Origin of the sequence: Microvirga rosea (genome assembly GCF_020595095.1) — a bacterium.
Lineage (GTDB): Bacteria > Pseudomonadota > Alphaproteobacteria > Rhizobiales > Beijerinckiaceae > Microvirga > Microvirga rosea.
This window is the reverse complement of sequence record NZ_JAJDOP010000010.1, coordinates 34,001-59,187: the sequence shown is the minus strand read 5'-3', so window position 1 is coordinate 59,187 and position 25,187 is coordinate 34,001. Positions and strand designations below refer to the sequence as shown.

General features: G+C 61.5%; 23 protein-coding genes. 6 read left to right on the top strand and 17 right to left on the bottom strand.

The features are described 5' to 3' along the window. The first annotated feature begins 3 nt into the window (after positions 1-3). Positions 4-1,119 carry an ABC transporter ATP-binding protein gene (locus LJD17_RS19735; RefSeq protein ID WP_227385949.1) on the top strand — a complete coding sequence of 372 codons (1,116 nt, stop codon included), beginning with the start codon at positions 4-6 and terminating at the stop codon, positions 1,117-1,119. Positions 1,120-1,264: 145 nt separating this feature from the next. Beyond that, positions 1,265-1,924: an HAD family hydrolase gene (locus LJD17_RS19730; protein WP_227385920.1), complete on the top strand. Its 660-nt coding sequence runs from the start codon at positions 1,265-1,267 to the stop codon at positions 1,922-1,924. 7 nt (positions 1,925-1,931) lie between these two features. Here LJD17_RS19730 and LJD17_RS19725 read toward each other — a convergent pair whose 3' ends face one another. After that, entirely contained in the window at positions 1,932-2,342 is a 411-nt protein-coding gene (locus tag LJD17_RS19725) for a winged helix-turn-helix transcriptional regulator (RefSeq protein WP_227385919.1), read from the bottom strand. Between the two features lie 102 nt (positions 2,343-2,444). Here LJD17_RS19725 and LJD17_RS19720 point away from each other — a divergent pair, with 102 nt between their 5' ends. Then, the gene (locus LJD17_RS19720) at positions 2,445-3,014 is read left to right on the top strand and encodes an NADPH-dependent FMN reductase (protein ID WP_227385918.1); all 570 of its coding nucleotides are present in this window, start codon (positions 2,445-2,447) and stop codon (positions 3,012-3,014) included. Positions 3,015-3,141: 127 nt separating this feature from the next. Here LJD17_RS19720 and LJD17_RS19715 read toward each other — a convergent pair whose 3' ends face one another. From LJD17_RS19715 to LJD17_RS19695, 5 genes are all read right to left on the bottom strand, one after another. Then, positions 3,142-4,314 (bottom strand): iron-containing alcohol dehydrogenase, encoded by a 1,173-nt coding sequence (locus LJD17_RS19715; RefSeq protein WP_406600853.1) that lies wholly within the window; start codon positions 4,312-4,314, stop codon positions 3,142-3,144. A gap of 2 nt (positions 4,315-4,316) precedes the next feature. Next, the gene (locus LJD17_RS19710) at positions 4,317-5,708 is read right to left on the bottom strand and encodes an aldehyde dehydrogenase family protein (RefSeq protein WP_227385916.1); all 1,392 of its coding nucleotides are present in this window, start codon (positions 5,706-5,708) and stop codon (positions 4,317-4,319) included. Positions 5,709-5,718: 10 nt separating this feature from the next. Continuing rightward, on the bottom strand, positions 5,719-7,110 hold the full coding sequence (locus LJD17_RS19705; RefSeq protein WP_227385915.1) for a glutamine synthetase family protein: 1,392 nt from the start codon (positions 7,108-7,110) through the stop codon (positions 5,719-5,721). 60 nt (positions 7,111-7,170) lie between these two features. Then, the gene (locus LJD17_RS19700; protein WP_227385914.1) at positions 7,171-8,706 is read right to left on the bottom strand and encodes an amino acid permease; all 1,536 of its coding nucleotides are present in this window, start codon (positions 8,704-8,706) and stop codon (positions 7,171-7,173) included. A 62-nt stretch (positions 8,707-8,768) separates the two neighbouring features. Beyond that, a complete protein-coding gene (locus LJD17_RS19695; protein WP_227385913.1) occupies positions 8,769-9,542 on the bottom strand; it encodes an N-formylglutamate amidohydrolase in 774 nt (257 codons plus the stop codon). Positions 9,543-9,694: 152 nt separating this feature from the next. On the opposite strand from LJD17_RS19695, the gene LJD17_RS19690 reads away from it, so the two are divergent. Continuing rightward, the gene (locus LJD17_RS19690) at positions 9,695-10,564 is read left to right on the top strand and encodes a MurR/RpiR family transcriptional regulator (protein WP_227385912.1); all 870 of its coding nucleotides are present in this window, start codon (positions 9,695-9,697) and stop codon (positions 10,562-10,564) included. 8 nt (positions 10,565-10,572) lie between these two features. On the opposite strand, the gene LJD17_RS19685 is transcribed toward LJD17_RS19690, so the two are convergent. The 5 genes from LJD17_RS19685 to LJD17_RS19665 form a co-directional block, all read right to left on the bottom strand. Further along, positions 10,573-11,619, bottom strand: coding sequence for an AbrB family transcriptional regulator (locus LJD17_RS19685; protein ID WP_227385911.1), 1,047 nt, complete (start codon positions 11,617-11,619; stop codon positions 10,573-10,575). 96 nt (positions 11,620-11,715) lie between these two features. Further along, complete coding sequence (locus tag LJD17_RS19680) at positions 11,716-12,921, bottom strand: pyridoxal phosphate-dependent aminotransferase (RefSeq protein WP_227385910.1); 1,206 nt, start codon at positions 12,919-12,921, stop codon at positions 11,716-11,718. Positions 12,922-13,029: 108 nt separating this feature from the next. Next, positions 13,030-13,464: a large conductance mechanosensitive channel protein MscL gene (mscL, locus tag LJD17_RS19675; RefSeq protein ID WP_227385909.1), complete on the bottom strand. Its 435-nt coding sequence runs from the start codon at positions 13,462-13,464 to the stop codon at positions 13,030-13,032. A 56-nt stretch (positions 13,465-13,520) separates the two neighbouring features. Continuing rightward, positions 13,521-14,051, bottom strand: a complete 531-nt coding sequence (locus tag LJD17_RS19670) for a VOC family protein (protein WP_227385908.1) — start codon at positions 14,049-14,051, stop codon at positions 13,521-13,523. A 10-nt stretch (positions 14,052-14,061) separates the two neighbouring features. Next, positions 14,062-14,496 carry a DoxX family protein gene (locus tag LJD17_RS19665; RefSeq protein ID WP_227385907.1) on the bottom strand — a complete coding sequence of 145 codons (435 nt, stop codon included), beginning with the start codon at positions 14,494-14,496 and terminating at the stop codon, positions 14,062-14,064. A gap of 99 nt (positions 14,497-14,595) precedes the next feature. On the opposite strand from LJD17_RS19665, the gene LJD17_RS19660 reads away from it, so the two are divergent. Together LJD17_RS19660 and LJD17_RS19655 are read left to right on the top strand one after the other, a co-directional pair. Beyond that, positions 14,596-15,510 carry a LysR family transcriptional regulator gene (locus LJD17_RS19660; protein ID WP_227385906.1) on the top strand — a complete coding sequence of 305 codons (915 nt, stop codon included), beginning with the start codon at positions 14,596-14,598 and terminating at the stop codon, positions 15,508-15,510. Between the two features lie 73 nt (positions 15,511-15,583). After that, on the top strand, positions 15,584-19,093 hold the full coding sequence (locus tag LJD17_RS19655; protein ID WP_227385905.1) for a PAS domain-containing hybrid sensor histidine kinase/response regulator: 3,510 nt from the start codon (positions 15,584-15,586) through the stop codon (positions 19,091-19,093). Between the two features lie 15 nt (positions 19,094-19,108). Here the strand turns inward: LJD17_RS19655 and LJD17_RS19650 are convergent, their stop codons facing one another. The 6 genes from LJD17_RS19650 to LJD17_RS19625 all read right to left on the bottom strand — a co-directional run bounded on the left by LJD17_RS19650 (position 19,109) and on the right by LJD17_RS19625 (position 25,186). Further along, positions 19,109-19,900, bottom strand: coding sequence for a glutamate racemase (locus LJD17_RS19650; RefSeq protein ID WP_227385904.1), 792 nt, complete (start codon positions 19,898-19,900; stop codon positions 19,109-19,111). Between the two features lie 2 nt (positions 19,901-19,902). Then, positions 19,903-20,532, bottom strand: coding sequence for a 2-hydroxychromene-2-carboxylate isomerase (locus tag LJD17_RS19645; protein ID WP_227385903.1), 630 nt, complete (start codon positions 20,530-20,532; stop codon positions 19,903-19,905). Between the two features lie 57 nt (positions 20,533-20,589). Further along, positions 20,590-21,138: a thioesterase family protein gene (locus tag LJD17_RS19640; protein ID WP_227385902.1), complete on the bottom strand. Its 549-nt coding sequence runs from the start codon at positions 21,136-21,138 to the stop codon at positions 20,590-20,592. After that, complete coding sequence (locus LJD17_RS19635; protein ID WP_227385901.1) at positions 21,135-21,644, bottom strand: DinB family protein; 510 nt, start codon at positions 21,642-21,644, stop codon at positions 21,135-21,137. The genes LJD17_RS19640 and LJD17_RS19635 overlap by 4 nt, the downstream gene beginning before the upstream one ends. Positions 21,645-21,754: 110 nt before the next feature. Then, positions 21,755-23,962: an FAD-dependent oxidoreductase gene (locus LJD17_RS19630; protein WP_227385900.1), complete on the bottom strand. Its 2,208-nt coding sequence runs from the start codon at positions 23,960-23,962 to the stop codon at positions 21,755-21,757. A 15-nt stretch (positions 23,963-23,977) separates the two neighbouring features. Further along, entirely contained in the window at positions 23,978-25,186 is a 1,209-nt protein-coding gene (locus LJD17_RS19625; RefSeq protein ID WP_227385899.1) for an acetyl-CoA C-acetyltransferase, read from the bottom strand. Position 25,187 lies beyond the last annotated feature (1 nt).

Below are 25,187 nucleotides of genomic sequence, written 5' to 3'. Positions count from 1 at the left end.
CAGATGTCCGCAGTATCCTCGCTTGCTCTCACGGGAGCATCCAAGACCTCCAGAAAGGTGGCAGCGTCGGTCGAATTCCGTAACGTGACGAAGCGTTATGGTCGGGTGACCGCCGTCGACGACGTATCGTTCAACATAGCCCCCGGCCAGCTCGTGACATTGCTGGGCCCCTCCGGCTGCGGGAAGACGACAACGCTGCGCATGATTGCGGGCCTCGAGATGGCCAGCGAAGGTCAGATTCTGATCGGCGACCGGGATGTGACGAATCTCTCGGCGGCGGATCGTGACGTGAGCATGGTGTTCCAGTCCTATGCGCTCTTCCCGCATATGTCCGTTCTCGAGAACGTTGCATATGGGCCGAGTGTTCAAGGTGTCCCGAAAAGAGATGCTCAGGCCATGGCCATGGAAAAGCTCTCTCTCGTCGGACTTTCCGGTTTGGAAAAACGCAGCCCGTCGGAGCTGTCAGGAGGCCAGCAGCAACGTGTCGCCGTCGCGCGCGCGCTCGTGCTGGAGCCCCAGGTTCTTCTTTTCGACGAGCCGCTCTCGAATCTGGACGCCAAGCTGCGGCGACGCGTCCGCGAGGATATTCGGGAATTGCAGCAGAGCCTGAACCTGACCGTCGCCTACGTGACCCACGATCAGGAAGAGGCCCTGGCGGTCTCGGACCGTATCATCGTGATGTCGAATGCGCGCATCGCGCAAACCGGCACACCGCGGGAGCTGTACGAAGAACCGGCTGATCTTTTCGTGGCGGATTTCATCGGCGATGCCAATATTCTGGAAGGAATCCTGCTCGACAGAGAAGGGCCGAACGCACGGGTCCGAATCGGCGGAGCGATCCTGACCCTGCCTCATCGCAACGCAAATGCCGGTCCGGTCAAGCTTGCCGTCCGGCCCGATGCGATTTTCCTTGAGGAAGGACCTACGCCGAGCGGCGGAATAACCGGTACCGTCAAAAAGGCATCCTATCTCGGAACGCAGATCGAATATGATCTCGAAAGCCCGGTCGGCAGCCTGTTTGTCGTTCAATACGGCCGCAAGGAGCCGATCCCGCCCGGGACGGCAGTCTCCGTCTCTTTCGCCCCACAGCGTGGAGTAGCCCTCATCCCAGGCGCTTGACGGGGCAAGTCGGCTCATCATAACCGGCTTGACCGATGAATTGCGACAAAGTGCCTATCACCGGTTTATCGTGACCCGGTTTGGCTGTAAGGCTGCTCCATTCCGGCCTTGTGCCGGATGAGGTTTCAGCGACACGATGGGTTCTATGCTCAAGGCATTGATTTTCGACATGGACGGCACTCTCGTCCACAGCGATCCGGTTCATCTCCGGGCTTTTGCGGAAATTCTCGGGCCCGAGGGGATCGTGATCGACGACGTTCTCTTCCGGAACTCCATCATCGGCCACACCAACGAATCCATCTTCGCGACCCTGCTTCCCAACCACACGGTTAGCGAGCACGAGGAATTCGCCCGCCAGAAAGAGGCGGCTTTTCGGCGGCTCGCAACCGACCTCAAACCGCTCGACGGGTTGGCCGAACTTCTGGATTGGGCTGACGATCGAGCCATTCGCGTTGCTCTCGTCACCAACGCTCCGATCCTCAATGCGACCCATATGCTGGATATCATCGGCGTCGCTCAACGCTTCGCCGTCACAGTGACGATCGAGGACGTCGTTCGCGGAAAACCGGATCCACTGCCCTATCTCACGGCTCTGGAAAGGCTGGGGATCCAGGCAGACGAGGCCGTCGCCTTCGAAGACTCACCCTCGGGCATGAAGGCGGCCAAAGGCGCTGGTCTGTTTTCCTTCGGCATGCTGACAGGTCTTACGGCTGAAGATATGCAGGCCGTTGGCGCGGACCGCACGATTGCCGATTTTCACGATCCTGCCCTTTGGGAGGTCCTGAACGACAAGGCCCGGTCCTGATCGCGGCTCAAGCGGCATCGGATGAATTGAAGAACGTTTCTGTGCCCTGTCCGCCGGTTTCGTCAAATCGCTGCCGCGCCTCGAGAATTTGATCCCGGTTTTGGATGGCCCAGTCGCCGAGAGCGCGTACCGTTTCAAGCAACGAAGCTCCAAGCTCGGTCAGGCGGTATTCCACCTTGGGCGGAATTGTCGGATAGATCGTCCGTTGAACAAGCCCATCCCGTTCCAGGCCCCGTAACGTCAGGGTCAGCATACGCTGAGAAATGCCGCTGACGATACGCCGCAGCTCGTTGAAGCGCTTCGGCCCTGCGCCGAGCTGGACGACGACCTGGACGCTCCACTTATCGCCAACACGAGACAGAATCTCAGTGACAGTCCGGCAACAGCCGGTGGGCACATGGATGTGACTGGGTGTCATAAAAGTGCCTCCTTGCGGCGCGGCTGAAAAGTTCCTTAAAGAGCCTCGGTTACAAAACAGAACCTACATAGGATAGGTTCTCATGACAATCTAGGAGTCCCTATGTCGCTGAAGCTCAACACGATCATCTGCAGCACCCGCCCCGGCCGCGTCGGTCCGGCCGTGGCTCGATGGTTTCACGAGGAAGTTGGGAAACACGGTCAATTCCAGTCGACCCTCATCGACCTCGCCGAGCTAAACTTGCCGCTTTACGATGAACCCGAGCACCCTATACTGCGCAGATACCGGCATGATCATACCAAGGCCTGGAGCGCCAGCGTTGCTGCAGCCGATGCCTATGTATTCGTGACACCTGAATACAACTTCAATCCGCCTCCGGCCTTCTTCAACGCCCTCAACTATGTTTATGCCGAGTGGAATTACAAACCGGCAGGCTTGGTCAGCTACGGCGGTGTTTCGGGCGGCCTCCGTGCGGCTCAGATTGCCAAGCAAATTCTCACGACGGTAAAGGTGATGCCTATGACGGAAGGGGTCCCAATTCCGAGCGTGGCTCAGCTTCTGGATGCGGACAAAAAGAACTTCCAGCCCAACGATCTGGTCAAGGCGTCGGTAAAGCCGATGCTTGATGAACTCCACCGTTGGGCACAGGCACTCAAGTCAATGCGCTCTTGATCTTACAAGGCGGAAGAAGAGATCCTCTCTCCCGCCTTTCCTATCTCTTCTTTGAGCGCATGCTTGATGACAGAACAAGCGCTACGCTTGAAAGCTGACGAGGTCTTTCAAGCTGCTGTCATGTGCTTTAGATGACACCCGCCAACGCATCCTCATAAAGCCTGCGTGCGCTTTCTTTGGTGATCGGAACCGGGTTCCCGCCTGCCGTCGGATCTTCAGGCGCCATGGCGGCCATTTCGTCGAACCGCGCATTGTCGATCTTCAGACCGTCGAGGGTGTGAGGCACACCAAGGTCCTTTCGCAGCTGGATAACCCAGTCCAGGAACGCCTGGAAACTCGGCTCGAGCCCAATATAGGCGGCAAGGCGCGCAATTCTCTCCTCGATCGCCGCGCGATTATAGACAAGCACATACGGCATGAAGACCGCATTGGTCAGTCCGTGATGCGTATCGTAAAGAGCTCCCGCCGGATGGGATAAGGCGTGAATGGCGCCCAAGCCCTTTTGGAAAGCTGTCGCCCCCATGGCGGCAGCGGACATCATGTTGGCGCGTGCCTCGATGTCCTTTCCATCCTTGTAAGCGCGCGGGAGATATTCCTTCACGAGGCGGATACCCTCGACGGCGATCCCGTCCGCCATGGGATGGTAGCCGGGAGCACAATAGGCTTCGATGCAATGAGCCAAGGCATCAAGGCCTGTTCCGGCGGTGATGTGAGGCGGCATGCCGACCGTCAGCTCCGGGTCGCAAATCGTGATCCTCGGCATCATCAACGGGTGGAAGATCACCTTCTTGGTATGCGTCGCCTCCTGCGTGATCACGCCCGCACGTCCGACTTCGGAGCCGGTGCCCGCGGTCGTCGGAACGGCAATGATGGGCGCAATTCCGTTTGGATCGGCTCGGGTCCACCAATCGCCGATATCCTCGAAATCCCACATGGGGCGCGTTTGGCCCTTCATGAAGGCAATCACCTTGCCGGCATCGAGGGCCGAGCCGCCACCAAAGGCCACGACACCATCGTGACCTCCTGCCTTCATAGCCTCGAGACCTTTGTAAACGTTGGTCTCGACCGGATTGGGCTTGATCTCGGAGAAGATCGCAGCCTTGAGGCCTGCGGCCTTCAGGGCTTCGAGCGCATCCTTCGTCATCGGCTGCGTTGCCAGGAACGGATCCGTAACGATGAGAGGCGCCGTCATTCCGACTGATTCGCAGGCCTCCGCTAATTCGGCAATGCGACCGGCGCCGAAGCGGATCGCCGTCGGATAGTTCCAGTTGGAGCGGGGAGAAGCGGTCATGTCAGTGATGCTCAGATGTGACGGAGATGGAACGATTTGGGACGGGTGAGGGACTCATAAGCGAGCCTGGAAAGGCTGGCGCCGCGGCCTGTATCCTTCACACCGGTCCAGGCGAGAGCCGGATCGAGATAGTCGCAGCGGTTCATGAAAACCGTGCCGGTTTCAAGCTTGTTACCGATGGCTTCGGCCGCCTCGACATCCGAGGTCCAGATGGCAGCGGAGAGGCCGTAAGGCGAGTCATTCATGAGGTGAATGGCTTCTTCATCCCCCCTCACCTTCATGATGCCCACGGTCGGTCCGAAGCTTTCTTCGCGCATGACGCTCATGGAATGATCGACACCGGTCAGAACCTGTGGCGCGAGATAAGCGCTGTTGCCCGCATCCGCGGCAAAGCGGCCGGCGTCGATATGCGCCTTTGCGCCTTTGGCGACCGCTTCCGCATTCTGATGACGCACGAGATCGGCAAAGCGCCTGTGGGCCATCGGCCCAAGAGTCGTCGCCTCGTCCAGCGGATTTCCGAGCACGTACTTGTTCACCAGATCGACAGCGCCTTCGACGAAGCGGTCATAGTGCTTTTCATGCACATAGATTCGCTCGATGCCGCAGCAGCACTGTCCGGAGTTGAAAAAGGCCCCATCGACAAGATTTTCGACAGCATGGTCGAGATTGGCGTCCTCCCGCACATAAGCGGGATCTTTCCCCCCAAGCTCGAGACCCAGCGATGTAAAGCTTCCAGCGGCTGCACGCTCGATGGAACGGCCGCCCGAGACGGAACCCGTAAAATTGCAGTGATCGACGAGGCCCTGCTGCAGAATCTGGCTCGTCTGGTCATGACTGAGATGCAAATTCTGGAACAACCCGCGCGGCAGCCCGGCGTGCTCCGCAGCCATCTGGAAACGCTCCCCTGCCAGGACGGTCTGGGATGCGTGCTTGAGCAGAACCGCGTTCCCGGCCATGAGAGCAGGCGCGATGGTGTTGATTGCCGTAAGATACGGATAATTCCAGGGAGCAATGACCAGCACGAGGCCCACCGGCTCGCGCTTGATCATACGACGGAACCCTGCCCTCTCATCATCCGCCGGTATGGTCCGAAGGCTATCCTCGGCAATCTTGACCATATAGCGGGCCCGTTCCTCGACTCCGCGGAACTCGCCGCCGTAGCGCACCGGGCGGCCCATCTGCTGAGCCAGTTCCGGCACCACCTCCTGATTCATGGCGACGAGCGCATCCAGCATCGCGAGAACCGCGGCGGAGCGCTCCGCGAGAGGTACGTGACGCCATGACCGCTGGGCCTCGCGCGCCGCGGAAACGGCGGCGGCGATCGCAGCTTCGGACATGATGGGCCGGCGAACCAGCTCACGCCCGTCGATGGGTGAAATACAAACGATATCGGTGTCGGCCATGATCTTACTTTTAGATGATTTCGAAATATCGGGCGAGCTGCCAGTCCGTGATTGCCTTTCTGGCTTCCCGCTCTTCCCATTCGCGCGTTGCCGCATAATGGTCAACAAAGGTATCGCCGAACAGTTGCCGCGCGGGCCTCGAACCCTTGAGGCGATCCGCCGCTTCTCCAAGCGAGCGAGGAAGGGCGCGCTTCTTCGGATGCTTCACATCATAGGCGTTGCCCTGAATGGGATCACCCGGCTCGATTCTGTTCTCGATCCCCCAGAGTCCCGAACCGATGGCGGCCGCAAGGGCGATATAAGGATTGATATCGGCCGCCGCGACCCGGTATTCCACGCGCTGCGACTTCTCGGAACCGGGAATGACGCGAAGGGCGGTGGTCCGATTTTCGACGCCCCAGGCCGCGTCCGTCGGCGCCCAGTAGCCGGGGATAAGTCTCGTATAGCTGTTCACCGTACAGGCGACCATTGACAGAAGCTCAGGCATCAGCTGCTGCTGACCACCCACGAACCAACGCATGGTATCCGACATGTTGTGCGGTTTCGCCGCATCATAGAAGGAGCCCTTGCCGGATTTCAGATCGCGCAGGGATGTATGGAGATGGCCGGACTGCCCTGGCCAATCCCGTGACCACTTCGCCATGAAGGTCGCCATCCAACCACGACGCTGCGCCAGGATTTTCGTGAAGGTTTTGAACAGAGCCGCCTTGTCGGCAGCCCGGAGGGCGTCATCGACGCGGATCGCAGCTTCCAGGACGCCGGGTCCCGTTTCCGTATGCAGCCCTTCGATCTCGAAATCCATCTTGCCCGCCATGTCGAGGAGGTCATGATAGAAATCTGCGTGAACGCCGGAACGCAGCACTGAGTAGCCGAAGAAACCAGGAGTGATGTTCTTCAGGCCCCGATAGCTCTTCTCCCGAACGGAATGGGGCGTCTCCTCGAACAAGAAGAACTCGAACTCGGCCGCCGCCGAGACGGCGAAGCCCATGTCCTTGGCCCGGTCGAGGACACGACGCAGAACACCGCGAGGACACGCCGCCTCCGCGTAGCCGTCGAACTCGGCGAGGAAGAAGGGCAAATCGTCCTCGAACGGGATCAGCCGCATCGTGTCCGGCAGAATCCGGGCTGTTGCATCCGGATAGGCGGTATGCCAACCGGTCAGTGTCGTATTGTCGTAGAGCTGGTCGTTCGAGTCCCAGCCGAGGACGACGTCACAAAAACCGAAGCCTTTCTCCAGCGCGGACTCGAATTTGTCCCGCGCCATGTATTTGCCTCGCATGACGCCATCGACATCGACGAGACCAATCTTGATGAACGGGAGATCTCGACTGCGCACATAGGCTGCGGCGTCGGCGGCGGTCCTGATCACGGGATTTTCTATGCGAGGTGTGGGGGCGTTCATGCCTGATCCCTAAAGAGAATGAACCGAAGGGAGCGCACGGATGCGCTCCCTCTATGACGATCAATATGTTCTGTACTCGGACTCGCCCTTGGACACGGCGAACTCCTCCTCCGGCGAGAGGATCAGCTTATGACGCCCATGAACCATGAAATAGGCCATCATGACCGCATAATAGATCGCAACGCCGATGACTGCCCGCTGGAAGATCGGGTCGGTGAACTGGAAGTAGAGGGTCACCGCGGCGATCACCATGCATGTCACGGCACCTGCGATGCCGAGCGGACTCACATAGGGCCGGTGGAGATGCACGAACTTCTTCTTCAGCACGATATAGGACATGCCCTGCATGAAGTAAGCCAGCATAGCGCCCGCCACGGCCATGTTGAGCAGCGTTCCGCCGATGACCGAACCGCCCGCATCCGCTCCCAAGGAGAACCAGATGATCATCATCACCAGCAAGCCGATCAGCGCCCCCGTGATCAAGGCCACGTGCGGTGTTTTCCGCTGCCCGTGCGTGATCGACAGGAAGCTCGGGAAGTATCCTGCACGCGACAACGAGTAGATCTGGCGGCCGAAGGCGAAGATGATGGTGTGAAAGGATGCGATCAGGCCGATCACCGCAATGGCGGCCAGGATCTTCGCGATATCGGATCCGAACAGGGTGCGGAAACCATCCAGCAGCGGCTCCGTCGACTTGGCGTATCCGACAGCACCCGGCGCAATTCCCGTATTCAGGAAAATGACACAGAATGCGGAGGCGATCAGCGTCAGGATTCCCGCGATGATCCCCTTAGGCATGTCATGCTGCGGATCATGCGATTCCTCCGCAGCCAGCGGCAATTGCTCGATCGCCAGAAAGAGCCATACGGCAAACGGCATCGTGGCAAAGATGCCGCCGATGCCCATGGGCAGGAATGGTCCGTTTCCGTTTGGCAATTCCGCTCCATCCGGTCCCATGTTGAGAGCCCAGCGGGCGAAGTCGAACTTGCCCGAAAAGAGAACGGATAGATAGAACACCACCAGGCAGGCGAGCGCCAGCAGCGTGACCGTGACGGTCACTTTGAAGGACAGCTCGACCCCGACGATGTTGAGGCCGACGAAAATGGCATAGCAGACGATCCAGTAGATCGGCTGGTAGACAGGATCGGTTCCGAAAATCCCGCTCAGATAAGAGCCGATGAAGAACACGATCACGGCCGGGGTGAGAACGAATTCGATATTCTCGGCGATCCCCGTGACATAGCCGGCCCATGGCCCCATCGATGTGCGTGCAAAGGAATAGGCGCCGCCGGTATGCGGCAGCGCGGGCGACATCTCGGCGATCGAAAACGTGAGGCCGAGATACATGATGGCGATGATGATGGTGGCGAAGAACATCGAACCGAAGCCATTGGCAAGGCCCAGGTTCCAGCCCGAATAATGGCCCGAGATCACGGCGCCGACGCCGAGCGCCCAGAGCGACCAGACGCGCGCGTGACGTTTCAGGCGCCGCGCTTCGAAATAGCTCTCATCCACTGTGGTGTAGGTGACGCCCGCAGAATTCTGCGCCCCAGCTGGCGGTGCGTGTACCCCACCGCTTCCTTGTCCGACTGACATAGACTCTTCCTCCAAGAATAGTCTGCCTCTGAGCCATGGCACACCTCGCGCCATGGCTGTCGTCAAAGCCGCTGCACGCCCTCCCTCAATAAGGGTGCAAGGCGGCTCGCCCACGACGCCTGCCCGTCTTCCGTGCGGATCAGGTCGTTGCGGATTTCGATCATGAGCGGAGCCAGACCACGCCGCTCCGCATGTCTTTCAAGGGTATGGAACACCCTGTCGGCCGGGCTGTAGGGCTGGTTCATCCCAACATTCAGATCGGGCTCACGGCGAAGCCCCGCCGCGACGTGCTTTGCCAAGCGCTCATCCGTGTCGAAGATCAAACCGATCTGCCAGGGACGCGCGATATTCCGGTAGACAGGGGTGAACGAATGAATGGAAATGACCGCCGTCACCCGCCCCGCGGACAACCGAGCATTCGCATAGCTGTCGACGGCTCCGTGAAACGCTTCATAAACCTCACGGACGCGCCGAGAACGCTCGTCCGCCGAGAGGTTCAGGTTACCCGGCACGGCTGTGTTCTCGCTCAGGGTCGTGATGGAATCCGGTGCGGACGGGTCGCGATTCAGGTCCAGCACAAGGCGCGACACCGCGGCGTGAATCAGCGGAGCGTCGAGAGCATGGGACAAGTGCTTTGCGACACCGAGCGCGCCAGGATCCCACGCGATATGGCTCTCCCGCTCCTCTGCCCCAAGGCCAAGGGTGCCATAACGGCCTGGAAGGTGCTTGGAGGCATGCTCACAAATCAGAAGAATTGGGGACGATCCGTCCGGATTCTCCAGATGAACGACAGGATTCGCCATCGACTGATCGTGCTCCTCGACTCCTGTCGCCATCGGCCTCGCAATCACTATACGGCTCTCCGTCTGCGCATTCCGCGAAAGGCTCTGGATTGAACGATTGATACGTTCCCGCTCGGTGTTGTCGTTTTGTAATTTTTGGTACAGCTTTCGGAAGTCGTCAAGAACAAGAGTGTGGACAAGCCGCCATGTGTAACGAAAGTACAATACAAGCGTCAGCACAATCAACGCTTGCGGATCGGATCCGGCACGAGATCGACACTTTCACGACCAGTGAAAAACGAGCGGCTCATGTCCTCCTGAGCCATTATCCCTTCGCGGGCCTTGAAACCGTTGCGGAATTTGCGACCCGCGCGGGCATCTCCGCTCCTTCGGTCCTGCGCTTCGTGACGCGCCTGGGGTTCAATGGCTTTCCAGAGTTCCAAAAGCATCTCCGAGAGGAGCTGGAGGCCCGCCTCCTCTCTCCGCTCGCCAAGGCCGGTCCCTCGGGGAACAGCCAAGGCGCTCCTGCCTTGGCATCCTTTGCCGATGCGGTAATCGGGAACCTGAACGCGACCGTGGAGAACATTGCTCCCGCCGAATTCGAGGCCGTCGTCGCGCTGCTGAGCGATCAGCGCCGGCAGATTCATTTCACCGGCGGTCGGTTCACGGGGGCCCTGGCGCGCTATGCCGAAAGCCATTTTCGGATCGTGCGCAGCCAAGTGGACTACATCGACGGCCAACCGTCTCTCTGGCGCGACCGGATGATCGAGATCGGCCGAAAGGACGTTCTGGTCGTCTTCGACATCCGGCGCTACCAGGAAGATGTGATCGCCTTGAGCGAGACGGCTGCGCGGCAGGGAGCGACCGTGGTGCTACTGACGGATCCTTGGCTCTCGCCCATCGCGCGGGTCGCCCGCCATGTCCTGCCCGCCCCCATCGTGGCGCCGTCGAATTGGGATTCCTCCATCGGCCTCATGCTGATCGCAGAGGCCCTGGTCGGCGCCGTCACGAGGCGCTTGTGGGATACGGCGAAGCCCCGCATGGAAGCTGTCGAGCGCCTTCGAAACGGGGAATAGGCGGCTTTCTATGTCGTTTCCGGCGGATCGCTTCTTTGGAGCCAAGCGACAACGAAAGGCACCACGAGGCCGATCCCGAGAAACCTGACCAGATGGTGGATGCCGACATAGAGCGGATCAAGCCCGAGAACCAGTGCCAGGATCGTCATCGCCTCGAGCCCGCCTGGCGCGAATGCAACAAGGCCGTTGGCGAAACTGACACCCGCAACCCAGGCGGCAAGACACGCAAACGCCGTCGCGACCACCATGCCGATGGCAAAAGAGCCGAGCGCCGCAACTAGAGTCGTACGGATCGTGGAGCGGCGAACGTCGCGAAACCGCTCCGCAATGAACATGCCGATCAGAACCAAGCCGATGGTGGTGATGACGGGGGGAATGACGCCCGCGACCCACCCGGAACCATGACTGACGGTACTCACGAGCATGGCCCCGAGGAGGATCGGGGCCGCCACATTGAGGCGTGCCAAAATCAGGCCGAGCAGGAGGCCTCCCAGGAAGATGAATGCCATTCCGCCTACGGTTTGAACGGGGAGGCCCTGGCCGATGAGGACGTTCGCGGCTCCTCCGCCGCTGAAAACCACGGCACTGGGCAAAAGCGCGATCAGCACGAACAGCCGCAGGTTCTGAACGATGGCGATCGAAGCAACCGATGCGTTTCGGTCAACGGCGATTGCCAGCACGGTCGACAGCGCTCCCGGCACCGACGCCAGCACCGCGTCATCTTTCCGCCACCCCGAGACCCGCGTCAGCCAGAGCGCCGAGGCGCCCGAGATGGCCAGGACGGCGATCACAAGGAGAATAAGGCTTGAGGGATAGCGGCCCACCGCGGCGATGGCGGCAGGCGTCACCGCCGCGCCCATGGATGCGCCGGATACCAGCATCGCCGCGTCAACCAGCGGGCGCGGCATCGGCTTGGCACGTCCCGCCCAGCCCCAGGCCATTGTGGCAAGGGCGGACCCCGATAGCCAAGCGGCCGGAACACCGAGGGCATCCAGCGTCAATCCGCCAAGGCCGGCGATCAGGATCTGAACAAGATGGGCAAGGAAAAGGCGCATGATGAAAGACAGGACTGGGAAAGCCCTGCTTCATTGGACGCGGAACGCGCTCCGGTCAAATTCCTCACCTGCAGCCTGGGCATGCAGTCTGGTTCATTAACCTTCGGCAATCCGCGGCAATGCCTCATTGACCCGACGAACCGCCTCCTCGAGATCGGACGACTTCCGGGCATAACAGAGCCGCAGATACCCCTCTCCCGTTTCGCCGAAAGCGGATCCGGGCGCGAGGCCCACATTCGCCTCCTCGATGAGCCGGATGGCGATGTCCTTGGAAGACTGCGCGCTTTTGACCTTGAGAAAGGCATAGAAGGCGCCGCTCGGTGAGGGCAGATCCACCAAGCCGGTTTCGGTCAGGCGGCCGACGATGGCATGCCCGGTCCGCGCGCGGGCAATCTGGTGCGCCACGAACTCCTCGCCCTGCTCCAGAGCCGCCAGCCCGCCCCGCTGAACGAAAACGGGGGTTCCGGAAGTCTGGTACTGAATCAGGTTTTCGATGATTTGCCCCAGGTCGGGAGGCGCTTCGAGCCATCCCAGACGCCAACCGGTCATGGCCCAATTCTTCGAGAAAGTCTGAATGAACAGGATCCTGTCCTCGGGCGCCATCACATCCCGGAACGAGGGGGCTCGGCCGTCGATCGCAAGAGCGGGATCGTGCACGAAGCGGCCATAGATCTCATCCGCGATGATCCAGAGATTGTGCCGGCGAGCGAACTCCAGAAGCATGCGCAGATCGGAAAGCGTCGCCGTCCAGCCCGTAGGATTGGCAGGAGAATTCACCGTGATCGCACGCGTCCGCGATGTCACGGCCTTTTGCAGGCGGTCGAAATCCAGGTTCCAGCCGTTTTGCCCGAACACCATCGGAACACCGACCGCACGAGCGCCGGCGACCGTGATGGCGCCGACGAAGTTCGGCCACGCCGGCGTCGGGATCAGGACCTCGTCGCCCGGCCCAGAAACCATGCGCATGGCGATCTGCATCGCCGGCATTCCCCCGGAGGTGATGAAGAAGCGCTCAGGATCGACGGGCTTTCCGTAGATGCGTTCATGATAGCGCGACAGGGCTTGGCGCAGCTCCGGAATGCCGCGCTGATAGGTATAAAAGGTCTCGCCCGCCGCAAGCGATCGGGTTGCGGCATCGCAAATGAAAGAGGGCGTCGGCAGATCGCCCTCGCCGACCCAGAGAGGAATAAGGCCTTCCCGGTTCCTGCCATGGTTGAAGACATCGACAATTCCGCTCGCCGGGGCCTGCTCGGCTTCGGGACGGAGAGAAAACGGCGACGAAGCGGCGGCAGACACATCCATGAAGAGCTCCCTGGCGGACGGATCAGGCATGGCTTGCCGGATCCGGGAAGGCAAGCACGAATGCCGCCCGCTCCCAAGAAGCCGCAGATCCGGCTGAACGCTTTACGGTCAGACGGATCGCCGGTCCCTGAGAAGGTCGCGGATTTCACCCAACAGCTTCACGTCCGCGGGAAGCTCGGGTGCTTTCTTGGCGGCCTCGGCCTTGGCATCCGCCGCCCGCTTCATCCGGTTGATCGCCTTTACGACCAGAAACAGGATAAAGGCGATGATGGCGAAGTTGATCGCGACCGTGATGAAGTTGCCCCAGGCCAGAACGGCACCTTGCGCCTTCGCCTCGGGAAGAGACAATGCGGTGACGTTTTTCGAGAGCGGTACGAAATAGTTGGAAAAGTCGAGGCCGCCGGAGATGGCCCCGATGATCGGCATGAAGATGTCTCCGACGAGAGACTCGACGATCCGCCCGAAGGCGGCACCGATGATGACACCGATGGCCAGATCGACCACGTTGCCGCGCAAGGCGAATTGCTTGAATTCCTGCCACATGATCCCAGATCTCCAGCTATCACGATAAGCTTAAGCTGGAGATTTAGGCGTGTTCGTCAAGCCGCGGCTTGGGCGAGAAGGCCGTGCAGATCGAGCCGGCGCGTCACCATCTGGAGCTTTCCGTCCTCGGTTCTGGGCCATTGCTCCTCGGGCCTGTCCCAATAGAGTTCCACGCCGTTGCCATCTGGATCGCGCAGGTAGAGCGCCTCGCTGACCCCATGATCGCTCGCCCCGTCGAGGGCAATGCCTGCCTCGACGAGACGGCGGAGGGCGTCGGCCAGGCTTGCGCGCGTCGGATAGAGGATCGCCACATGGTAGAGCCCCGTGGTACCGGGAGGCGGTGGCGAACCGCCTGCGCTTTCCCAGGTATTGAGACCGATATGGTGGTGATACCCACCCGCGGACAGGAAGGCAGCTTGCGTACCATAACGCTGCATCAGCTCGAACCCGAGGACGTCCCGGTAAAACCCGATGGCGCGGTCAAGATCAGCCACCTTCAGGTGGATGTGCCCGATCCGCGTCCCGGGGTGGACGGGTCGCGTCGCCGAAGGCTCCGCAGCCTTAAGAGGAGTGGTGGAAGCGGTCATGTGGAGACCCTCATGCCGAACGGGCGGTCAACACACCGGAAGCCTTGGCGGGCGTGGCCTTAAGGGCGAGCGCACCATCGCCGAGGAGCGCCTGCGCGAGAAGTCCGACGATCCAAAGAGCCAGGTATTCCCAGCCGCCTTTCGGGTTGGTGAAGAAAAAGCCCGCAGGTCCATGGACGGTGAAGATCGCGCCCAGAAGAACGGGGATCAGCACCAATGCGGCGATGCGGGCATAAAAACCGACGATCAATGCGACCCCGCCGACAACCTCAACCAGGATGGTCAGGTAGGCGAGCGCGGGCGGAAGACCGAGGCTGCCGAAGAATTGCGCGGTGCCCGCCGGTGTGAAGACAAAGACCTTGAGACCGGCATGCGCCAGAAACAGGATGCCGAGGGTGACGCGGAGGATGAGAGCCGCGTAGGGGGCGGTTCGGGTATCGATCATGGTGATCTCCTGAAATGGTCCCTTCCATATGATCTCAAACCTGCGTTACGATAATATCGGCTATGGAATATCAGCTCCAACCCAGAGAGTGAGACCAGGATGCTCGACCGCGTCACCAGCATGCAGGTCTTTCAGAAGGTGGCGGCTCTCGGGAGCTTTTCGGCGGCGGCCCGTGCGCTCGGGCTCTCGCAAACCATGGTCACGAAGCATGTTGCCGCTCTGGAGATGCGCTTAGGCGTCAAGCTGCTCCATCGTTCGACCCGCAAGCTGACCCTTACCGAGGGCGGGCGCAACTATCTGGCTGCCGTCGAGCGCATCCTGACCGAGATCGAGGAGGCCGAGGCCTCCGCAGGTCTCGATCGGATCGAGCCGAGGGGGACCCTTCGCCTCAACGTCCCGGTGACGTTCGGCTTCCGCGAAATCGCGCCGGCGCTTGCCGAGTTCGGCCGCCTTTATCCATCCGTCAGCGTCGATCTCGGCTTGGCCGACCGTTATGTGGAGCTCATCGAAGAAGGGTGGGATCTTGCGATCCGTATCGGCAAACTCAAGGATTCGAGCCTCGTCGTTCGGAGGCTTGCACCCTGCCGGGTCATCCTGTGCGCCTCTCCTGCTTACCTTGCGGAGCATGGGGCGCCGAAGTCCCTAGACGATCTCTCTCGTCACAATTGCCTTGGCTATACGCTCTCGAGCACGGTCAGCGCCGACCGCTGGTCGTTTGGAAAGGACGCCGACATCGTGGTGCCCGTCAAAGGCAACCTCCGGGCCAATAACGGCGACGCGCTGGTGGCAGCCGCCATCGCCGGTCAAGGAATCGTGTACCAGCCGACGTTCCTGGTCGGCGACAGCCTGCGCAACGGGGATCTGGTGCACCTTCTCCCGGATCATCCGACTTACGAACCCTCGGTTTATGCCGTTTTCCCCTCGGGCCGGCAAATCCCCGCCAAGGTCCGTGCCATCGTGGATTTCCTGGCTGACCGCTTCGCCCCGGAGCCTCGCTGGGACCGCGACCTCTGAGCCTTGTGAAGCAGTGGCAATCCCTGGAGCAAGGCGGTAAACCTAGCTCCTGCTCTCACGAGGATCCTCGCACATGGTCGCCAGTTGGGCGGTAATCCTATCGGCCCTGGTCTATCTCTGCCTCCTCTTCGCTGTCGCCTATTGGGGCGACAACGGTGGGCGCAAGATCGTCCAAGGCAGGGCGCGCTCCACCATCGCGGCCCTGTCTCTCGGCGTTTATTGCACCTCCTGGACGTTCTTCGGCTCGGTGGGACTTGCGAGCCATTCGGGCTTCGACTTCCTGACCATCTATATCGGCCCCATCCTTGTGATCGGCTTCGGGCACCTCCTCGTTTCGCGGGTCGTGCGCATTGCGAAGACGCAGAATATTTCCTCGATCGCCGACTTCGTCGCGGCCCGGTACGGCAAGAGTGAACGGGTGGCGGCTCTGGTAAGCCTTATCGCCCTCGTCGGCTCGATTCCCTACATCGCCCTGCAGCTCAAGGCCGTCTCCTCCTCGCTGGACGTCTTTCTCAAGGCCGCGAGCGGTTTCACGCCGCAAAGTGTCCCGATCTTCGGCGATCTGGCCCTCGGGGTCGCGCTGGTTCTGGCTGGATTTGCGGTGGCCTTCGGGACGCGCCACACGGACGCGACGGAACACCAGGACGGGCTGATGATGGCGATCTCGGTCGAGTCGGTGGTGAAGCTCGCGGCTTTTCTGCTGGTCGGCGCCTATGTGACCTTCTTCATGTTCGGTGGCTATGACGCCATCGTCAGCAGGCTTCATGCGCAAGACATCAGCGCCAGCATGCTTGGGCGCACCTCGGGCTTTGGCAGCTATATCACCCTGATCCTGCTTTCGAGCTGCGCAGCCCTCCTGTTGCCGCGCCAGTTTCACATGACGGTGGTCGAGAACCGCGCCATCGAGGACGTGAAGCGGGCCGCATGGCTTTTTCCCGTCTACCTGATCGCCATCAACATCTTCGTCATTCCCATCGCTCTCGGCGGACTCGCGGTGTTTCCGGAAGGCACGGTCGACCGGGACATGACGGTCCTGGCGCTGCCGCTCTTCGACGGGGCCGGAAAGACGGCGATCATCGCGTTTCTGGGTGGCTTCTCCGCCGCAACCGCCATGGTGATCGTCGATTCGGTTGCGGTTGCGGTGATGATCTCGAACCACCTCATCATGCCCATCGTCCTGCGCCGGCGTGCCTTCGCGGGGATGGATCTCGGCAGCTTCGTGCTCGGCATACGCCGCATCTCCATCGTCGTCGTGATCCTGCTTGCCTATGCTTATTATCGAGCCTCCGGCGACGCGGCCCTGGCGGCGATCGGCCTCTTGTCCTTCGCGGCGATCGCACAGATCGCTCCTGCCTTTCTCGGCGGCCTGATCTGGTCCCGCGGAACGGCGCTCGGTGCCACGGTCGGCCTCACCGTGGGCTTTCTCACCTGGGCCTATACGCTCCTGTTGCCGAGCCTGGTCTGGGACGGGGTCTTCTGGTCGGACGTGGTGGTGACGGGTCCCTTCGGAATTGTCGCGCTCAAACCGACGGCTTTGTTCGGCGTGGATCTGCCCCAGCTGACCCACGGGGTCGTCTGGAGCCTGACGCTCAACATCATCACTTACGTGGCTTTTTCGCTCTGGCGTCCGGTCACGGCCCTGGAGCGCATTCAGGCCATCGTCTTCGTAGGCGAGGCCGATCATTCCGCGGCCCCGAGCTTTCGGCTGTTTCGCCCCAGCATCACGATCGAGGAGTTGCGTGCGGCCGTAGCACGGTATCTCGGCGAGGAACGCACGAGCCGTTCCTTTGAAGGTTTCGCCCATAGCCGAGGCCAAAGGCTCGACCTGCGGGCGGAAGCGGATATCCACCTGCTGCGTTACGCGGAGCATCTGCTGGCTTCGGCCATCGGCACTGCTTCGTCACGACTGGCCCTTTCCCTCGTTCTGCGCCGGAGAACGGTTTCGACCAAGGCGGCCTTGAAGCTGCTCGACGATGCATCCGCGGCGATCCAACACAGCCGTGACCTGCTTCAACACGCGATCAACTACGCCAAACAGGGGATTACGGTTCTTGATCGCGACTTGAGGCTCCTGGCCTGGAACCAGGCCTTTGTGGATCTCTACGACTTGCCTCCCAATCTGGTGCGGATCGGCGTCGGCATGGACAGCATCATCCGGTTCAATGCGGAGCGGGGATCCTATGGCCCAGGCACCTTCGACGATCTCGTCGAGGCGCGCATCCATTCCTTCCTGCACGATCTCGAACCGGTGCGCCTGAAGCTTTATCCGTCGGGCAAGGTGATCGAGATCCGCTCCAATCCACTGCCGGACGGAGGTCTCGTGACCACCTACACGGATGTCACCGAGACGGTGGCGGTGGAAGAAGAAAGCCGTCGCGCCAACGAGACTCTCGAACAGAGAGTCCGGGAACGCACCGAGGAATTGACCCTCCTCAACGAAGCCCTCACTCAAGCAAAGGCGGAGGCCGACGAGGCGAACGTTTCCAAGACACGCTTCCTCGCTGCAGCCTCCCACGACATCCTTCAACCGCTCAATGCGGCGCGGCTCTACGCAACGTCCCTGGTCGAGCGGGATAAGGAGGCAGGAGATGCGACTCTTGCCGAGAACATCGACGCATCGCTCGACGCGGTCGAGGAGATCCTGACAGCCCTCCTCGATATTTCCCGCCTCGATACCGGCGCCATGAAGCCGCAATGGTCGAGCTTCCGGGTCGACGAGCTCTTCCGTCAGTTGCAGCGGGAATTCGACCCCATCGCCCGCGAGAAGGGCCTGACCCTCACGTTCGTCCCGTCCGCCCTGACGGTCCGGTCGGATCGCCGTCTCCTGCGGCGCCTGCTGCAGAACCTGATCTCGAACGCCATCAAATATACGCCCGGCGGACGCGTTCTGGTCGGCGGGCGCAGGCGCGGAACGCATCTGATCCTCGAAATCTGGGATACGGGGCTCGGCATACCGCCCTCGAAGCAGAGGATCGTCTTCCGGGAGTTCCAGCGGCTCGACCAGGGCGCCAAGGTCGCCCGAGGCCTCGGGCTCGGCCTCTCGATCGTCGAGCGGCTCGGACGCGTTCTGTCCCATCCCGTTACGCTGAAATCCGAGGCGGGCCGCGGGTCCGTGTTTCGCGTCGAAGTACCGGTCGTGGCAGCTCTCCCGGCATCCCATGCGGCACCTGAAGCCCCGGCGACACCGGTCACGGCTTTGTCGAAGCTAAGCGTACTCGTGATCGACAATGAGCCCGCCATTCTGGAAGGAATGCGCCTGCTCCTGACCAATTGGGGCTGCGATGTTTGGACCGCGTCCGACCTCGACACGGCGCAGAGCGTCATCAAAGCCCACCGAGCCAACCCGGATGTGATCATCGCCGATTATCACCTGGACGAGGGCGACGGCCTCGACCTGATCAAAGCTCTTCGCTGGAAAACCCAGGTCGATACTCCCGCCGTTCTCGTGACGGCGGATCGCACGCCCGTCGTCCGGGATGCGGCGGCGGCCATGCATGTCCATGTCCTCAACAAGCCGGTGAAGCCCGCGGCCCTTCGGGCGCTCCTCACCCAGTGGCGCGCCACCCGCGTGGCCGCGGAGTAAATCCGCGAGCCCGCGTCAGAAACTGACGCGGCGCACAGGGATACGGATGTCGAGGGTGTCCAGCATGCGAACGAAAGCCTCGAACGGATAACGCTCGTTCTCCGTCACCTGCCCTTCGATCCGTCCGGTCCCGGGCGTGACATGAGGCTTCAGGACGTCCACGAGGGAAGCAGCGGGATCGAGGAAGGTTACGTCCGGCGCGGCCGTATGAAAATAATCGGACAGCCAGGGAAGATGGGTCGAGGAGAGCGTCATCACATCGATGGCGGAATGGTCGCGCCTCAAGCGCTCCACGAAGCGCGAAACCTTGTCTTGCGTCCCCATTCTGTCGTTGAGGAAAACCGCGCTCTCCACAAGGGCGACAAGATCCGATGCATCGACAGCATGAACTGTGCCCTGCCCTTTTCCGCTCTCGCTGATGAACCGGCGGATTTCGGGACTCTCCACCATCGACCGGACGCCCAGAACAGCAATGTGCTTCGAGGTGGAGACACGCAGCGCCTCCGCGACCGGCGGATATACTCCGAAGAGCGGTCTCGTCGCCCCGGCCTGCAGCAGGTCGAACGCGACGACGGTCGGTGCGTTCGACGCCAGGACGACGGCGCAAGGGTCGAAGGTCTCCAGATAGGCAATGGCTTTTCCGACCGTAGCCGCCAAGTCGGCGCGGCTCTTGCCGCCATAGGGAAAGCTCGCCCGGTCCGCGAGATAAAGAAGATCCTGCTCGGGATACGCCTCCCGCAGCAGGCAAACGGCGGCATAGCTGCCGAGCCCTGCGTCGAAGACGGCCAGCGGTTTGTGGAGCCGCATTCCTACCCTGTCACTTCGGGCCGGTAGGGAGACCGGCCGCTCGTGAGCGCATCATCGAGCAGGTCGAGCCGGTCCTGTCCCCAGAACACCTCGCCGTCCAGCACATAGGCGGGAGATCCGAAAACATCGCCGCCCACGGCATTCTCGAGGTTGAGGGCATAGATTGCCTCGGTGGTGCTCCCTGTCGCGATATCCATGAGAGACGATGAATCGAGACCGGCTGCCTCCGCGATCTCGGCGAGAACCAGAGGATCGCCCAAATCCCGCTCCTCCTCCCACAGGGCCGCGAAGGCCCGCCGGAGGAAGGGATCCGCATCCTTGCCGGAAACCGTCACGGCGATCACGAACCGGTCCGCGAGATTGACCTCGAAGGGCCAGAATTTCGGCTTGATGTTGAAGGTCAGCCCCCGCTTCTCACGCCAGCGCTGGAGCTCGACGAGGCGATAGCGCTGCCGCGCTGGATGTCGCTTGGCCAGCGGGAGGCCCCCGGTCTCGGAGAAGACCCTCCCCAAGAAAACGGGCTTGTAATTGACCTCGATCCCGTGACGGCGAGCGATTTCCATGAAGGGCTTGTGGCCGATATAGGCCCATGGGCTCATCAGGGAGAAATAGTAGTCGATGGTACGGGGCATCGAATCGTCTTCACGGTTGCGGCAAGAATATGCAAGCTACAACGGCGACGGTCAGGATCAAGCCGCGTTCTTCAACGCCTCTTCGGCAGCCAGGAAGGCTGCGACCTCCGGCGAGGGCTCGGGAGGCTCGGCCCGCAAGCCCACGGCCTCGAACAGCCGGTCAACCGGGACGAAGCTCCTCGCCCGCCTGTCATAAATCCCGGCGCGAACGAGCGCGATGGCATTGATGACCGGGCTGCCGTCCCGGGATTTCGAGATGAGACGATGCTCCATCACCACCCAGGTTTCCGCCCAGGTGACAATGCGGGTTTCAAGGGCGAAGGGCTGGAACAGCCTCAGTTCCCGTCGAAAGCGGATCTTCCCGGCGCTGACCACCGGGACCCAGCGGTTCCTTGCGATGGTCCGCCACAGATCCGAACGGATCATGATGTCGGTGCGCCCGAGATCCATCAGGGTCCAGTAACGCCCGTTGTTCATATGGAGCGAGGTATCGAGGTCATGCGGCCAGACCCGAAAGGAAAGGCGCGACACGTCATGCACCGGATCGAGCTTCGGGCGGAAGAACGAGGCGATGATGAGGTGCAGGACACGCAGCCAGAGATTCATTGCATTCCCATGCCGCTGATACGCTGGAAGAGGGCAAGGTCCAGCGATGGCGCTTCGTGGCCCAGGCTCGTGACGAGCGCATGCGCTTGGCCGCGATGGTGCGTCTGATGATTGAAGAAATGAAGCAGGACCGACGCCAGCGGCTGCTCAATGAGTTTCGGGTTGCTGAGAGCGCTGTATTGGAGCCGTGCCGTGAGATCGGCGTCCGACAGGCCGTCCACATAGCTCAGGATACGCTCATCCTCTTTCCAACGCGCGTCCCTGAGAGAGCCGAACTCCTCGAACAGGATCTCGTCCAGGCGGGAGGGCGCCTCCCCCTTCCCGGTGAAACGCTTCATCCAGATGCGATCCGCCACGAGAAGATGGTTGAACGTGCCATGGATCGATTTGAAGAACGCGCCGCGATCGGCCTTGTATTCTTCGCTGGAAAGGCCGGCGACGACATCATAGAGGCGCTGGTTGCACCATGCGTTATAGGCAGCCAGCATGGCAAAGTACGGTTTCATCGCACATTCTCTCGCAATCGATGTGAAGACGGATCAGGAATGGACATGCACGGGCATTGGGAGCCTACCATGTCCATTCCTTACCGAACCTCTCCAAACGGCGAGGAAATTCAGGCTGCCTTCCTGGCCTCGGCCTGTCCGTAGAATGTTTCCCCGGACGCCGCCATATCGAGCAGGATCTTCGGCGGAGCGAAGCGGTCGCCGTACTTCGCCTGCAGGTCCCGGCATAGATCCACGAAGGCTTTGGCTCCCATGAAGTCGATATAGGAGAGAACGCCGCCCGTGTACGGGGCGAAGCCGAATCCGAGGATGGAGCCGACATCCGCCTCGCGGGGATCGGTGATGACGCCCTCCTCCACCGTGCGGGCCGCTTCGAGCGCCTGGGTCACGAGCAAGCGCTTCTTCAGCTCCTGCATATCCAGGGTCTCGGCGTCGAGGTGCTTCGGCTGTAGCTCCTTGAGGCCGGGCCAGAGTCGCTTCGGGCCATTCTCCGGATAATCGTAGAAGCCTTTCCGGTTCTTGCGCCCCAGGCGGCCGCCCTTGTCCACGAGCTCCGTCAGGAGTTGCTCCTGCGCCGGCACGATGGCGGCCTCGCCGAGCTGCTCCTTGGTGGCCCGCAGGATCTTCAGGCCGAGATCGACACCCACCTCGTCGTTCAGCGAAAGGGGCCCCACCGGCATCCCGGCCTGCTTTCCCGCATTCTCGATCATCGCGGGCGGCACGCCCTCGAGGAACATCAGGTGTCCTTCAAGGATGTAACCGAGCACGCAGCGATTGGCGAAGAAGCCGCGAGAATCGTTGACCGCGATCGGCGTCTTCTTGATGGCCCGCACGAAGTCGAGCGCCGCCGCGAGCGCCTTGTCGCCCGTCTGCTTGCCGAGGATCACCTCGACCAGCATCATCTTCTCGACGGGCGAGAAGAAGTGGATGCCGATGAACTCGTCGGGCCGCTTCGAGGTCTTGGCCAGGCTGCTGATCGGCAGGGTCGACGTGTTCGAGGCGAAGATGCAATCCGCAGGGATGACCGCCTCGACCTTCTGGATCACGTCCGCCTTCACCTTGGGATCCTCGAACACGGCCTCGACGACGAGGTCGCAATCCTTCAGATCGTTGTAATCCGCTGACGCCTTGATGCGTGCGAGAAGCGCATCCCGGTCCGCCGTCTTGGCGCGCCCCTTCATGATCTGATCGGTCATCAGCTTGTGAGAGTGGGCCTTGCCCTTCTCGGCCGCCTCGGTGTCCCGGTCGATCAGCACAACCTCCATGCCGGCATTGGCCGTCACATAGGCGATGCTGGCGCCCATGAAGCCGGCTCCCACGACGCCGACCTTCTTCAGGCTTGTCGGCGGTACATTCTTCGGACGGCGCGCTCCCTTGTTCAGCTCCTGCATCGACAGGAAGAAGGTGCGGATCATCGCCGCCGCCTCCTTCGAGCGCAGGATCTTGGCAAAGAAGCGCGATTCAACCCTCAGAGCCTGATCCATCGGGAGCTGGAGCCCCTGATAGACCGCTTCGAGGATTGCCCGGGCGGCCGGATAGTTGTCCTGGGTTTCGCGGCGGTAGATGGCGTTCGCGGGTGGCCAGATCTGCATGCCTGCCGGCGTATAAACCTTATTGGAGGGAAGCTTGAAACCCTTCTGATCCCACGGCGCCTCGGCGGATCCTCCGCCTTTGATCCAGTCCTTGCCGGCCTGAACGAGCTGATCGCGCGGCACGACCTGATGAACGAGGCCCATGTTGCGCGCCATGAGGGGGCGGATCTGGTCGCCCTTCAGCAGCATCTGCAAGGCATCGCCCGTCTGCATCAGGCGAGCCACGCGCTGGGTGCCGCCCGCGCCGGGGAAAAGACCGACCTTGATCTCGGGAAGTCCCACGCGGGTCGCATCCACATCGGACAGCACGCGATGATGACAGGCGAGCGCCAGCTCGAAGGCTCCGCCGAGGCAGACGCCATGAATGGCGGCCACGAAGGGCTTTCCGCTGGTCTCCAGGCGACGGTAGAGCAACGACAGGCGTCGGGACTCCTCGAAAAAGGCTTTCATCGCCTCTTCGGGGCCCTTCTCCTTGGCGAGCTTTTCGAACTGGGTCTTGGACTCCTGGAGCATCCCCAGGTCGGCACCGCCGGAAAAGCTGTCTTTGCCGGATGTGACGACGCAGCCTTTGATGGCCGCATCATTGGCGACCGTTTCGATGATCGCGGAGAGCTCTCCCATCACCTCGGTGGTGATGACGTTCATGGAACGGCCGGGCATGTCCCAAGTCGCGACCGCGATCCCGTCACCGTCGACTTCGAAGCGAAAATTGTTGAAGTTCGTCATGTCGTCCTCTCAGCCTCAAACCCGCTCGATGACCGTGGCGGTCCCCATACCGGCGGCAACGCAAAGCGTGATGAGCGCCGTCTGCTTGCCGGTCCGTTCCAACTCGTCAAGGACGGTGCCGATGATCATCCCGCCGGTTGCGCCGAGCGGATGTCCCATCGCGATGGCTCCGCCATTCACGTTGACCTTTGCAGGGTCGAGATCAAGGGCCTGGATGTAGCGGAGCACGACAGCCGAGAACGCCTCGTTGATCTCGAAGAGGTCGATGTCGTCCTTCGTCATACCGGCTTTTTTCAAGGCGAGTTCCGACACGTCGATCGGACCCGTCAGCATGAGGGCGAGGTCAGAACCGATGGACGCGAAGGAGCGGATCCTGGCGCGGGGCTTCAGACCCGCCTTGCGTCCGCCCTCTTCCGAGCCCACGAGAACGGCCGAGGCTCCATCGACGATGCCCGAGGAGTTGCCGGCATGGTGCACGTGGTTGATGAACTCCACATCCGGATGCGCCGCGATGGCGACCGCATCGAAACCGCCCATATCGCCGATCTGCTCGAAGGCCGCCTTGAGCTGGCCGAGGGACTGCATGTCGGTTTGCGGCCGCATGTGCTCGTCACGATCGAGGATCGTCAGTCCGTTGATGTCCTTGACGGGAATAACGGACTTCTTGAAGCGGCCTTCCTCCCAGGCGCGGGCGGCGCGCTTTTGAGACTCGACGGCGTAGGCGTCCACATCGTCACGGGAAAAGCCGTATTTGGTCGCGATCAGGTCCGCCGAGATGCCCTGGGGCAGGAAGTAGTACGGAACGGCAATCCCGGGATCCGCCGGCCACGCGCCGCCTGATGCGCCCATGCCGATGCGGCTCATGGATTCCACGCCGCCGCCGATGGCGATGTCCTTCATCCCGGTCATGACCTGTGCGGCCGCGAGATTCACCGCATCGAGGCCCGACGCGCAGAAACGGTTGATCTGGATTCCAGGCACTTCCTTGCCGAAACCCGCCTTCAGGGCAGAAGCACGGGCGATGTCGCCGCCGGCCTCGCCCACCGGATCGACGCAGCCGAGCACCACGTCCTCCACCAGAATCGGATCGAGGTCGTTGCGCCGGCGGATCGCATCCAGCGCGGTCACGGCCAGATCGACGGCCGGGACCTCGTGCAATGAACCATCCGCCTTGCCGCGTCCACGCGGTGTGCGGACTGCGTCGTAGATGAATGCATCGGCCATC

Excerpts from the sequence above, each read along its gene's own strand:
- LJD17_RS19645 (WP_227385903.1), bottom strand. The coding sequence starts at position 20,532 with ATGCCCCGTACCATCGACTACTATTTCTCCCTGATGAGCCCATGGGCC.
- LJD17_RS19655 (WP_227385905.1), top strand. The coding sequence starts at position 15,584 with ATGGTCGCCAGTTGGGCGGTAATCCTATCGGCCCTGGTCTATCTCTGC.
- LJD17_RS19690 (WP_227385912.1), top strand. The coding sequence starts at position 9,695 with ATGTGTAACGAAAGTACAATACAAGCGTCAGCACAATCAACGCTTGCG.
- LJD17_RS19635 (WP_227385901.1), bottom strand. The coding sequence starts at position 21,644 with ATGAAACCGTACTTTGCCATGCTGGCTGCCTATAACGCATGGTGCAAC.
- LJD17_RS19670 (WP_227385908.1), bottom strand. The coding sequence starts at position 14,051 with ATGACCGCTTCCACCACTCCTCTTAAGGCTGCGGAGCCTTCGGCGACG.
- LJD17_RS19700 (WP_227385914.1), bottom strand. The coding sequence starts at position 8,706 with ATGTCAGTCGGACAAGGAAGCGGTGGGGTACACGCACCGCCAGCTGGG.
- LJD17_RS19730 (WP_227385920.1), top strand. The coding sequence starts at position 1,265 with ATGCTCAAGGCATTGATTTTCGACATGGACGGCACTCTCGTCCACAGC.
- LJD17_RS19660 (WP_227385906.1), top strand. The coding sequence starts at position 14,596 with ATGCTCGACCGCGTCACCAGCATGCAGGTCTTTCAGAAGGTGGCGGCT.
- LJD17_RS19710 (WP_227385916.1), bottom strand. The coding sequence starts at position 5,708 with ATGGCCGACACCGATATCGTTTGTATTTCACCCATCGACGGGCGTGAG.
- LJD17_RS19625 (WP_227385899.1), bottom strand. The coding sequence starts at position 25,186 with ATGGCCGATGCATTCATCTACGACGCAGTCCGCACACCGCGTGGACGC.
- LJD17_RS19735 (WP_227385949.1), top strand. The coding sequence starts at position 4 with ATGTCCGCAGTATCCTCGCTTGCTCTCACGGGAGCATCCAAGACCTCC.
- LJD17_RS19725 (WP_227385919.1), bottom strand. The coding sequence starts at position 2,342 with ATGACACCCAGTCACATCCATGTGCCCACCGGCTGTTGCCGGACTGTC.
- LJD17_RS19680 (WP_227385910.1), bottom strand. The coding sequence starts at position 12,921 with ATGGATGTGTCTGCCGCCGCTTCGTCGCCGTTTTCTCTCCGTCCCGAA.
- LJD17_RS19665 (WP_227385907.1), bottom strand. The coding sequence starts at position 14,496 with ATGATCGATACCCGAACCGCCCCCTACGCGGCTCTCATCCTCCGCGTC.
- LJD17_RS19630 (WP_227385900.1), bottom strand. The coding sequence starts at position 23,962 with ATGACGAACTTCAACAATTTTCGCTTCGAAGTCGACGGTGACGGGATC.
- LJD17_RS19720 (WP_227385918.1), top strand. The coding sequence starts at position 2,445 with ATGTCGCTGAAGCTCAACACGATCATCTGCAGCACCCGCCCCGGCCGC.
- LJD17_RS19695 (WP_227385913.1), bottom strand. The coding sequence starts at position 9,542 with ATGGCGACAGGAGTCGAGGAGCACGATCAGTCGATGGCGAATCCTGTC.
- LJD17_RS19685 (WP_227385911.1), bottom strand. The coding sequence starts at position 11,619 with ATGCGCCTTTTCCTTGCCCATCTTGTTCAGATCCTGATCGCCGGCCTT.
- LJD17_RS19650 (WP_227385904.1), bottom strand. The coding sequence starts at position 19,900 with ATGCGGCTCCACAAACCGCTGGCCGTCTTCGACGCAGGGCTCGGCAGC.
- LJD17_RS19640 (WP_227385902.1), bottom strand. The coding sequence starts at position 21,138 with ATGAATCTCTGGCTGCGTGTCCTGCACCTCATCATCGCCTCGTTCTTC.
- mscL (WP_227385909.1), bottom strand. The coding sequence starts at position 13,464 with ATGTGGCAGGAATTCAAGCAATTCGCCTTGCGCGGCAACGTGGTCGAT.
- LJD17_RS19705 (WP_227385915.1), bottom strand. The coding sequence starts at position 7,110 with ATGAACGCCCCCACACCTCGCATAGAAAATCCCGTGATCAGGACCGCC.